At 71.1% G+C, this 10,598-nt stretch carries 9 protein-coding genes; 5 read left to right on the top strand and 4 right to left on the bottom strand.

All coding sequences use genetic code 11. The features are described from left to right. The first annotated feature begins 462 nt into the window (after window positions 1-462). The gene (locus tag QHF83_RS31355) at window positions 463-867 is read left to right on the top strand and encodes a hypothetical protein (protein ID WP_282421666.1); all 405 of its coding nucleotides are present in this window, start codon (window positions 463-465) and stop codon (window positions 865-867) included. A 53-nt stretch (window positions 868-920) separates the two neighbouring features. After that, entirely contained in the window at window positions 921-2,306 is a 1,386-nt protein-coding gene (locus QHF83_RS31360; protein ID WP_282421667.1) for a trypsin-like peptidase domain-containing protein, read from the top strand. 3 nt (window positions 2,307-2,309) lie between these two features. On the opposite strand, the gene QHF83_RS31365 is transcribed toward QHF83_RS31360, so the two are convergent. Further along, window positions 2,310-4,100: a hypothetical protein gene (locus tag QHF83_RS31365; RefSeq protein ID WP_282421668.1), complete on the bottom strand. Its 1,791-nt coding sequence runs from the start codon at window positions 4,098-4,100 to the stop codon at window positions 2,310-2,312. Window positions 4,101-4,152: 52 nt separating this feature from the next. On the opposite strand from QHF83_RS31365, the gene yacG reads away from it, so the two are divergent. From yacG to QHF83_RS31380, 3 genes are read left to right on the top strand one after another with little or no spacing between them, the layout of a single operon-like run. Beyond that, window positions 4,153-4,386, top strand: coding sequence for a DNA gyrase inhibitor YacG (gene yacG, locus QHF83_RS31370; RefSeq protein WP_282421669.1), 234 nt, complete (start codon window positions 4,153-4,155; stop codon window positions 4,384-4,386). Further along, window positions 4,383-5,207, top strand: coding sequence for a hypothetical protein (locus QHF83_RS31375; RefSeq protein ID WP_282421670.1), 825 nt, complete (start codon window positions 4,383-4,385; stop codon window positions 5,205-5,207). The genes yacG and QHF83_RS31375 overlap by 4 nt, the downstream gene beginning before the upstream one ends. Before the next feature lie 4 nt (window positions 5,208-5,211). Next, window positions 5,212-6,396 carry a protease PrsW gene (locus QHF83_RS31380; protein ID WP_282421671.1) on the top strand — a complete coding sequence of 395 codons (1,185 nt, stop codon included), beginning with the start codon at window positions 5,212-5,214 and terminating at the stop codon, window positions 6,394-6,396. A gap of 1 nt (window position 6,397) precedes the next feature. Here the strand turns inward: QHF83_RS31380 and dnaJ are convergent, their stop codons facing one another. The 3 genes from dnaJ to ftsA all read right to left on the bottom strand — a co-directional run bounded on the left by dnaJ (window position 6,398) and on the right by ftsA (window position 10,577). Next, window positions 6,398-7,507, bottom strand: a complete 1,110-nt coding sequence (gene dnaJ / locus QHF83_RS31385; RefSeq protein ID WP_282421672.1) for a molecular chaperone DnaJ — start codon at window positions 7,505-7,507, stop codon at window positions 6,398-6,400. A gap of 259 nt (window positions 7,508-7,766) precedes the next feature. Then, window positions 7,767-9,092 (bottom strand): cell division protein FtsZ, encoded by a 1,326-nt coding sequence (ftsZ, locus tag QHF83_RS31390; protein ID WP_282421673.1) that lies wholly within the window; start codon window positions 9,090-9,092, stop codon window positions 7,767-7,769. 165 nt (window positions 9,093-9,257) lie between these two features. Continuing rightward, window positions 9,258-10,577 (bottom strand): cell division protein FtsA, encoded by a 1,320-nt coding sequence (gene ftsA, locus QHF83_RS31395; protein ID WP_282421674.1) that lies wholly within the window; start codon window positions 10,575-10,577, stop codon window positions 9,258-9,260. Window positions 10,578-10,598: the final 21 nt, after the last annotated feature.

Genomic DNA, 10,598 nt, shown 5'->3' on the forward strand with positions numbered 1-10,598 from the left:
CCGGCCGCGGCCCCCGCCGCCCCGAGCGAGCCGCCCGCGGCCGCCCCGAGCGAGCCCGCCGAGCCGCCGCCGCCTCCGCCCAAGGCCGACCCGCCCAAGCCCAAGGCCGATCCGCCCAAGCCCAAGGCCGATCCGCCCAAGCCCAAGGAGCCCAAGGAGCCCAAGGAACCCAAAACGGAGCCGGAGGAGCCAGTCCCCCCCTCCGACGAGCGATCCCCCAGCTCCGACGAGCGATCCCCCAGCTCCGACGAGCGATCCCCCAGCTCCGGCGAGCGATCCCCCGTATCCAAAAACACATCCCCCCGCACCAAAACGACGCCCCCCGTGTCGAAAAACACATCCCCCAGCTCCGGCGACGGATCCCCCCCGGGGGAATCGTCTCCGGGAGGCGGGGGCTCGTTCGGCAGTGAGGGGGCCTCGTCGGTCCGGGACCTGGGGCGGGCTTTTACACGCGCTCTGCCGATGGCCAGCGGATCGGATGCGGCCTGGGGGAAGCTGCCGGTCGGCAGCGGCGGGTCGATCGAGGTGGCCATGATCATCAGCGAGGAGGGCAAGATCACCGGCGTCGAGCCCCTCGCGCCGAACCCGCCCGCGCACCTGCTCAAGGCCGCCAAGAACACCATGGCCCTGCTCCGCGGCGGGACCTTCGCGCTGCAAGGCGGCTCGGTGACCGCGGGCAAGCAGATCCTCCGGCTCTCGGTCGAGCTCAGCGACACGGAGGCGCCCGAGGATCCGAGCGGCGCCGGCGCGTTTGGCCTGGCGCATCGCTGGGAGGGCAAACGCGGCGTCGCCTCGTTCACGCAGACGAGCGGGCGTCACGTCGAGATCAAGGTCGAGTTCCTGAGGGTCGAGCTCACGCGGGGGTAGGGTCCCGCCGCCACGTCGCTTGCGACCCAAGGGGACGGCTCTACGTGCCGTCCATGACGTCCTCCGCGCTGGCCTTCACGCTTGGCCTGGCCCTCTCTCAGGGGGTCCCGGCTTGCAGCAACCGCGCCGATGCGACCACGCACGATCGCGACTTCACGCCCGTCGCGGCGGCGGCTGCGTTGCCCCCGGCCCCGCCGGGAGAGGCGGGCGTCGCGCTCGACATCTCGGCCCTCGTCGAGACCGTCCGGCCGACCGTGGTGAGCATCGCGGCCACACGCGGAGCCGAGGAGCGCGGCGATCCGCAGCGCGTGCGCGCGGGCGGGACGTCACGCTCGATCGAGCGGTCGCTGGGATCGGGCTTCATCGTGAGCCCCGACGGGCTCGTCGTGACGAATGCGCACGTGGTGCACGGCGCCGAGCGGGTGCGGGTGCAGCTCGCGGATGGGCGCGAGCACGAAGCGTCGGTGCTCGGTGAAGACGAGAAGCTCGACGTGGCGTTGCTCGCGCTGCGCGGCGCGACGGGCCTGCCCGTGGCGCAGTTCGGGACGAGCGAGGCCCTCCGCGTGGGCGACTACCTCGTGGCGATCGGGAGCCCGTTCGGCCTCCGGCACACGGTGACGCTCGGGATCGTGAGCGCGAAGGAGCGCGTGCTCGGCCTCGGGCCCTTCGACCACCTCATCCAGACGGACGCAAGCATCAACCCCGGGTCGAGCGGCGGCCCGGTCTTCGACGGGCGCGGTCGCGTCGTCGGGGTGAGCACGGTCATCCACGCGCGCGGGCAGGGCATCGGCTTCGCGATCCCCATCGACGACGTGCGCGCCGTCATCCCGGAGCTGCGCGACGAGGGGCGCGTGTCGCGCGGCGTGCTCGGCGTCGCGTTCCAGGCGATCTCGTACGACCTCGCGCGCGCTCTGTCGCTGCCGGGGCCGGCGGGCGCGCTCGTGACCGACGTGGAGCCGGGCGGGCCGGCGGAGAAGGTGGGGATCGAGCCGGGCGACGTGATCCTCTCGGCGGACGAAGAGCCGATCGATCAGGCGGCCGAGCTCGCGCGGATGCTCGGGCACCGAAAGCCCGGCGAGTCGATGCGCCTCGTCGTCCGGCACGGCAAGGACGAGCAGATCAAGCGCGTGGTGCTGGCCAAGCCCGCGTCCGAGGAGAACCCGGCGCAGAAGCCCGAGGACGTCGGGCCGCGCAAGACCATCGGGGTGTCGGTGAGCGACGCGCTCGGCGGCGGCGCACGCATCGACGGGCTCGACCCACGCGGCGCCGCGGCGGGCGAGCTCGAGGTGGGCGACGTGGTCGTGGAGGTGAACGGCCAGCGGGTCGAGCACGGCGCGGACTTTTTGCGCGTGGTCGACAAGGCGAAGAAGCCGGGGACGTTGCTCGTGCGGCTGCGCCGCGACGGCGAGGCGCTCTACGCGGCGGTGCGCGTGGAGTGAAGCTCAGCCGCCGGGCTCGAGCCTGCGGCGGATCGAGCGGAGCAGCACGTCGACCGCGGGTCTGTAGCCGAAGGTGGGCTGCACGGGTGAGCTGACCTTGTCGGCGCAGATCGAGGCGACGACGGCCTGCGTGCCGAGCTCTTTCATGACGGCGAGCGGGCGCGTGGCGGGCACGGCGCGGGCGAAGCGCTGCGTCGAGCCGTAGCTGCCGTCGGGGGCCTGGCAGATGGGGTTCGTCGGGGCGTCGACGCCCGCGCACTCACAGTCGGGCTGGCCCGTGCACTCCTTGGGCACGCGGAGCGGGTAGATGCACGCGTACTGGAGGTCGTCGCGGCCTGGGATCGTACGCTCGTGCCCGTTGATCGGGTTCGCGAGCGCGCTCGTCGCCGAGGGCTCTGCGAGCGGGATGCCCGTGAGCGGATGGATGCCGTCGCGCGGATCGATCGAGGGCTGCATCAGGGGATCCGCGGGCGGCTCGCCGGTCTCGGGATCGCCGAGGAGGAGCGACCAGTCGAGCTCCGTCGCGGGGCGCAAGCCCGTCGCGAGCGACTTGGGTTCGACCGCGATGTCCTGCCACGGCACGCCGAGGATGCCGGCGAAGAAGACGAGCTCGCTCGGACGGCCGCTCGCGAAGAGGGGGTTCTGCACGAGCTCGCCGGCGCGGGTTGGGATGACGTCGCGCGCGAAGCCGTCGACGTAACGCGAGGTCGGGTAGAGGAAGTCGATGCCGAAGCGGCGCTTCTGATCGAAGCAGCGGAGGTTCAAGGGATCCTCGCTCGGCTCGACGGGCGTGTTGCACGCGGGATCGAGCTCCACGTCGAGGCAGCCCGGCGGCGTGGGCTGCCCGCAGGAGACGCAGCAAGGATCGTTCGGCGTCGCGGCGCACGCGCTGCGGCCGCGCGGCATGCGGAAGGCCTTGCCGTTCGTGTCCGTGGCCTGGTTGACGGCGTAGAACTGGCCGCCGTCGCGCGTCGAGCAGTCGTCCTCGTCCGTGAGCAAGAGGACGGCGACGAGCGAGTCGGGGCGGAGGAAGTCCGCGCGCTGCTGGAGCAGGACGTCGTCGACGCCGCTCGGAACGGCCTTGTTCCCCTCGACCGTGATGTCGAGGTAGGGCTCGGGGTCGACGAGGAAGCGGTAGATGCTCTCGAGCTGCGCCTCGAAGCCGCAGCCCTTCGTGCCGGCGCCGCCCACGATCTCCGCGAGCTTCGCGCCGAGCGCGCCGAGGTCCGCGTCGCCCGGCGGGCTCTCTGCCTGGCCCGGGTCCCACGCGAGGAAGCCCTTGTTTCCCCACGTCGGCACGGCGCCGCCGCTCGCCGCGCGGGTGAGGAGCCGCGCGCGATCGTTCGTCGTCGGATCGAACGTCGGGCTCACGGGGCTGCAGACGTCCGCGCCGTGGCCGCCGATGCTCGTGGTGATGACGCCGATGTGGATGTCCCTGACAGGCGCGAAGTCCCGCACGCCGACGGGGCAAGGCTCCTCGAGGCTCGCGGTCTCGGAGACGACGGTGCCGAAGCCGTTGACGCAAGCGGGGCGCGTGAGCCGGTCGAGCAGGTAAGGTAACGTCTCGACGAGGAGGCCGTGCGCCGCGTCGAGGTTGCGCGAGTTGTCCACGACGAGCAGAAAATCGAGCTTGTCGGCGCGGGCGGCCGCGGGGGGCGGACCCGCGTCGATCGGCGGGACGGAAGCGTCGGCGGCTTCGTCTTCGAGGGTGGTGGCGAGGTCGGCGCGACCCGCACATCCGAGAGGCAGCGCCGCGGCGAGCACGAATGCCGCGGCCCGGTTCCACGAGCGCATGATGCCCCCGAGGCTACATGCTCGCCCGGGAGGCTGCTACGTTAGCGCCATCATGGGAGCATCCTCCCGATCGACTTGCCCGCAGTGCGGCCGCGAGGCCGTGCTCGGGCCCGACAACCCTGCGCGTCCCTTCTGCTCGGCACGGTGCAAGGTGCTCGACCTGGAGCGCTGGCTCACGGGTGCCTACCGTGTGCCAGGCCCACCCGTCGACACGAGCACGCTGGAGGGCGAGGGGCCGCGCAGGGACGACGACACCGACGAACCGAAGGGAGACGAAGAAACGTGACGACGAAACGTACGGCCCGGCTCGCCGGGATCACGCTCGCCTCCGCGGTCTGGCTCGTATCCTTGGCTTACGTAAGGACCGCAGAAGCACAGGACATGTCGGCCGGAGGCCTCGCGCCTCCGCCCCCGATGGCGCCCGCGCAAAGCCAGGCCCCGGCGGCCTCGGAGACGTCGCAAGACCTCGACGACGCGAAGAAGAGCGACTCGGGCCGCGGCCTCGAGTGGTTTTACCTGGAGGCCGAAGGCGGCTTCCAGCACGTGGGTCTCCGGACCTTCAACATCGACGAGCAGAGCTTCAGCGCGGGGTTCATCGAGACGCAGGCGAACGGCCCGGTGATCGGCGCGGGGCTCGGCGTGCGGCTCTTCTTCATCACGCTCGGCGCGCGCGGCCGCGTGGGCTTCTTCAACTCGTGGGACCTCTTCAGCGTCGGCGGCGAGCTCGGCCTGCACCTGCCGCTCGGCAACCTCGAGCCGCACTTCGAGCTCGGCGGCGGCTACACGGCGCTCGGCAGCTTCAAGAGCGCGCTGCAGAGCGGCGCGGCGGCGACGGCCCTGCAGAACACGCAGATCCACGGGTTTTACGTGCGCGCTCAGGCCGGGCTCGACTACTACATCACGCCGATCTTCTCTCTCGGCGTGAGCGCGAGCGCCGAGGTCCTCGGCCTCACGCGCCCGGGCCTCGATCCCTCGAAGGTCACGGAAATCCAGAGCGACCCGAGCCTCACGTCCCTCCAGCAAGCACGCGCGGAGGTGCTCAAGGCCGAGGGTTCGAGCTACGGTGCCGCGGTCACCGGCACCGCCGTTCTCGGGCTCCACTTCTAGACCGTTGCTCGCCCTGCAGATCCTCATCGGCTTGCTCGCGCTCGCGGCGCCCGTCGCGCTGTACGTGGGGTTTGCCTCGCGCGAAGCGTGGAGACCGTCGAGCCCACGCTCGGTCGTCGCGACGTTCGCGCTCGGCATGCTCGCCAGCGTCCCGGCGGAGCTCTGCGAGCGCGCGCTGACGGGTCTGGTCGGGCCGCGCAAGGTCGGCGTGGGGATCGATCTCGCGGCGCTCGTGTACGCCTACCTCGTGGCCGCGCCGCTCGAGGAGGCGCTCAAGGTCGCGGCCGCGACGCCGGCGTTCCGGCTGCGCGTGGGGCAACATCGGCCGATCGACGCGATCGCGTACGCGACGGCGGCGGCGCTCGGGTTCATGTCGCTGAAGAGCGGGCTGTTCCTGATCGGGCAGCCGTTCTCGCTCATCGCGCCGGCGCGGACGGCGCTGACGACGCTCACGGCGACGTGCCTCGCGACGTGGTGGGGCTTCGCGCTCGGCCGCGACAAGCAGGGCCGCATGGGCGGCGGCTGGTTCAACGGGGCCTGGGTCTGCGCCGCGGGCGGCAACGCGGTCGCGCACCACGTCGCGTTCGCCCGAGGGCCGGCGGCGCTGCTCGCGACGCTCCCGATCCTCGCGTTCGCCGCGGCCATCGCCTGGCTCGCCTTCCGCGACGTGCTGCAGCGAGGCACGGACAAACCGCACATCGAGGCGCGCGAGCGCGAGCACGAGCCGAAGAAGCCGCGCCTCCTGCCGCTGGCGCCGCCGTCGCTGCGAGCGATGCGCGAGGCGCTGAAGCGCTCGGAGCGGCCGATCTCGTTCCTCTGGATCGGGATCGGCATGCTCGTGACGACGGGCGTGATCACCGCGATGCTGGTGGGCGCGGTGCTGCTCGGTCGACGGCTCGGCTTCGAGTTCGCGGCGATCGATCGGGACGCGTCGAACGCCATCGCGCCGCTGCTCCTCCTGGCGAGCGCGGCGCTCTTGTCGTTCCTGTTCGCGGGGTGGATCGTGGCGCGCGCGTCGGCGGCGCGGAGCGTGCTCGAACCGGCGATCAGCGCGCTCCTGGCGATCGGCGGGACGATCGTGCTGCTCGGGCTCGCGGCGCCGGTGGCGGTGGTGATCGCTCTGGCGTGCGCGCCACTCGCGTTCGGGCTCGCGTGCCTGGGCGCGTGGCTGGGGCTGTCGGACGCTTAGCTCAGGACGTCGTCGCCGCGCTCTTCGCGGTCTCGTTCTCGTGGCCGAGTTCGGCCTGAAGCTCCTTCAGGAGCTCCTGCGCGCGGGCCGAGACCTTCTTCGGCACCTGCACCTGCACGACGACCTGGAGCGAGCCGCGGCCGCGGCCGTCGACGCGCGGCATGCCCTTGCCGCGCACGGTGATCACCTCGCCGGGCTGCGTGCCCGCGGGGATGTCGATGCGGACCGTGCTCTCGTCGGGCAGCTCGATCTCGGACGCGCCGCCGAGCGTCGCGCTGGCGAACGACACGGTCGCGCGCGTGACGAGGTCGGCGCCGTCGCGCTCGAAGCGCTCGTCGGGCTGGAGGTCGACGTCGACGTAGAGGTCGCCGGAAGGCCCGCCGAGCGCGCCGGGCATGCCTTGTCCGGCCATGCGGAGGCGCTGGCCGGCGTCGATGCCGGGCGGGAAGCTCACCACGACCTTGCGCGACTTCTCGACCGCGCCGGCGCCGTTGCAGGCGGAGCACGGCGTCTTCACGACCGTGCCTTCGCCGCGGCACTCGGGGCAGGTCTGGGTGAACATGACGAACCCGCGCGCGGTGGACACCTGCCCGGCGCCCTCGCACGTGCCGCACGTCTTGCGCTTCGTGCCGGGCTTCGCGCCGCTGCCCTGGCACTCCTCGCAGGCGACGGGCGTCCGCAGCACGACCTCGCGCTTCGTGCCCGTCATCGCCTCGCGCAGCGTGAGGCGTTGCTCGACGCGGAGGTCTTGCCCGCGCGCCGGACCACGCGAACGACGTTGCCCGCCGAAGCCGCCGCCGCCGCCGCCGAAGCCGCCGAACAGCTCCGAGAAGATGTCCTGGAAGTGCGTGAAGATGTCCTGGCCGCCCATGTCGGGCATGCCCTCGACGCCGGCGTGACCGAAGCGGTCGTAACGCGCGCGCTTCTGGTCGTCGGACAGGACCTGATAGGCCTCGGTGGCTTCTTTGAAGCGCGCCTCGGCCTCCTTGTCGCCCGGGTTCCGGTCCGGGTGGTTCTTGAGGGCAGCCGCCCTGTACGCTTTGCGGATCTCGTCGGCCGAAGCTTCCTTCGCCAGTCCGAGGACGTCGTAAAAATCCCGTTTTTGACTCATGATCGCGGGCGACAGGGACGCCCCGCACAGGTCGCAGGGCCGTGAGACGATAAGTCGCCCCTAGGGGCTGTCAACCAAAGGAGCGAGCGCCACCGCGCGCTCCGAGCCCGTTCCGGAGCCCGTCCCGGTTCGAACGCGAGCCGAAACGGAGCGAAGCGAAGTTGGAGGCGAGCGGCGGGGGGTGTGGGGGGCAAAGGAAGGCCCGACGATCCTCCGCTGCGCGGAGAATCGTCTCAGGGCCGACCGGAGCCCCCGACCATCACTGACCGCGGCGCTGGAAGGCCGGCGTGTCCCAGTCCGCGTCGAGCGGCGGGACGAAGGTCGCGCGCTCGCGCGAGGGCGTGCCCGAGGCGCCCGAGGACAGCGACGCCGGGGCCGGCTGCTGGGCCGGCGCGCCACGACCGCCGCGCACCGTGTAGGCCGGCTCCTCGCGCTGCGGCTGCGGCATGCTGCGCTGCGGCGCCGAGAGCGGCGGCGGGTTCGAACGCGACCCACCGCCCGTGAGGGCGCTCGTCAGCGCGTTCGTGAGTGACGGCGCCGTCGAGATCGGCATCGCCTGCGGCGTACGCGCGCCCGGCATCATCGCGCCCGTGGCTTGCTGCGCGGCGTCGGAGACGTTCATGTCGAAGCCCGTCGCGATGACCGTGACCTTGATCATGTCGCCCATCGTCTCGTCGATGGTCGCGCCGAAGATGATGTTCGCGTCCTCGTGCGCCTGCTCCTGCACGAGCGTCGCGGCCTCCTCGATCTCGCGCATGCGCATGTCGGGGCCGCCGACGACGTTGATGAGCACGCCCATCGCGCCCTCGACCGAGATGTCGTCGAGCAGCGGCGAGGTGATGGCCATCTCGGCGGCGAGGCGCGCGCGGCCCTGGCCCTTCGCGCAGCCCGTGCCCATGAGCGCGCGGCCCATGTTGCTCATGACCGTCTTCACGTCGGCGAAGTCGACGTTGACGATGCCGTTCTGCGTGATGAGGTCGCTGATGCCCTTGATCGCCTGGTAGAGGACCTCGTCGGCTTTGCGGAAGGCGTCCACGAAGGAGAGCTCCTCGTCGCCGAGCGTCAGGAGCTTCTGGTTCGGGATCGTGATGAGCGTGTCGACGTGCTCGGAGAGCATGGCGAGGCCGAGCTCGGCGCGACGCGCCCGCTGCTTGCCCTCGAAGAAGAAGGGCTTCGTCACGACGCCGACGGTGAGGCAACCTTCCTCGCGGGCGAGCTGCGCGATCACCGGCGCCGCGCCCGTGCCCGTGCCGCCGCCCATGCCGGCGGTCACGAAGACCATGTCGGCGCCCTGGATGAGCTCCTTCAGGCGCTGCACGTCCTCGAGCGCCGCCTTGCGGCCCTTCTCGGGATCGGCGCCCGCGCCGAGGCCTCGGGTGACGTTCGAGCCGATGTGCACCTTGATCGGCGCGATGCTCGCCGATAGCGCCTGGGCGTCGGTGTTCACGACCTGGAACTCGACCCCTTCGAGGCCGAAGTTGATCATCGTGTTGACGGCATTGCCGCCCGACCCGCCACAGCCGATCACCTTGATCCGGGCGTCGTAGCCCGCGTGCTCGTCGGCAAACTCGATGGAGAAACTCATGAAACGCCTCCCGGGATTTCTTTCCGGCCGCTCGGGGCCAAGGGAGCCTCGCCTGCTCCCAAGGGCGACTCCATGGGGTGCCTCTCCCCCATGAAACCGCCTATCAATCTCTCACGCTTTCCGAAACTCGACTTCGTTTTACGAAATTTACCCTCGTGCGTCAGCTCAGAAAGCTGCGCGCAACCAATTCCAGAACCGGCCGCCTTGACGTTTTTCGACGACGGGATCCTCGACGAGGTCCCTTCGATCCGGCCGCGAAGGCGCCGTCACGCGCGGCGCCGTCTGGCGCGGCGGCGGCTGCGACTCCACGACGACGCGCGGCTCGCGCGCCTCGCGAAGCTGGTTCGCCCCGTAGTGGAGCAGCCCCACGCCCGTAGCATATTGCGGGCCCGCGACGAGCTGCGTGATTCCACGCATCCCGACCGGTACGCCGAGACGAACCGGCATACCCAGGATCTCCTCGGCGAATTCGCTCATGCCTTCCATCAGCACCGCGCCGCCCGTGAGAACCGCGCCCGCCGCGAGCTGATCGAGCAGGCCCGCGTCCTCGATGCGCTTGCGGATCACTGCAAAAATCTCCTCGATCCGCGGCTCGATGATGTCCGAAAGCACGCGGCGCGGAACCTTGCGCGGCGGATGCCCGCCGACGCCCGGCACCTCGACCTCCTCGTCATCCGCCACCATACGACCGAGCGCGCAGCCGAAATTGCGCTTCAAACGTTCCGCCTCGGCCATCGGCGTGCGCAGGCCCGCCGCGAGATCCGCCGTCACGTTATTCCCGCCGGCAGGGATCACGCTCGCATGCGCGATTCCGCCGTCCACGTAAATCAGCAAATCCGTCGTACCGCCGCCGATATCGATCACGGCGACGCCGATCTCTTTTTCGTCCTCGGAGAGAACCGCTTCCGCGCTCGCGAGCGGCTCGAGGACCACGTCCGCCACGGTCAATCCGCAGCGCTCCGCGCAACGGACCACGTTTTGCACGCAGGACGTGGCGGCCGTGATGAGGTTCACCTTCACGCCGAGGCGAACGCCGCTCATTCCCACGGGATCACGAATGCCGTCCTGGTTGTCGACCGTGAACTCGCGCGGCAGGGCGTGCAGGATCTGCCGATCGGCGTCGATCGGAATGGCACGCGCGCCTTCGAGGACACGCCCCACGTCGACGTCCGTCACCTCGCCGCCGCCCACCGCGACCACGCCGTCCGAGGACTGGCCGCGGATGTGGTTGCCGGCGACGCCCGCATACACCGTGCGAATCTCGACGCCGGCCATCGTCTGCGCCGCCTCGATGGCCTCGGCGATCGACCGGACGGTCCAGTCGATGTTCGCCACGATGCCTTTGCGCAGCCCGCGGCACGGGACGTTGCCCACGCCGAGGATGGTGATCCCATCGGCGTCGACCTCGCCGACGACGGCAGACACCTTCGTCGTCCCGATGTCGAGACCGACGACAATCTCGCTCTGCTCCATCCTGCTCTTCATTCGCATCCACCCGATACGGAG

Source organism: Polyangium sp. 15x6 (assembly GCF_029960785.1).
GTDB lineage: Bacteria > Myxococcota_A > Polyangia > Polyangiales > Polyangiaceae > Polyangium.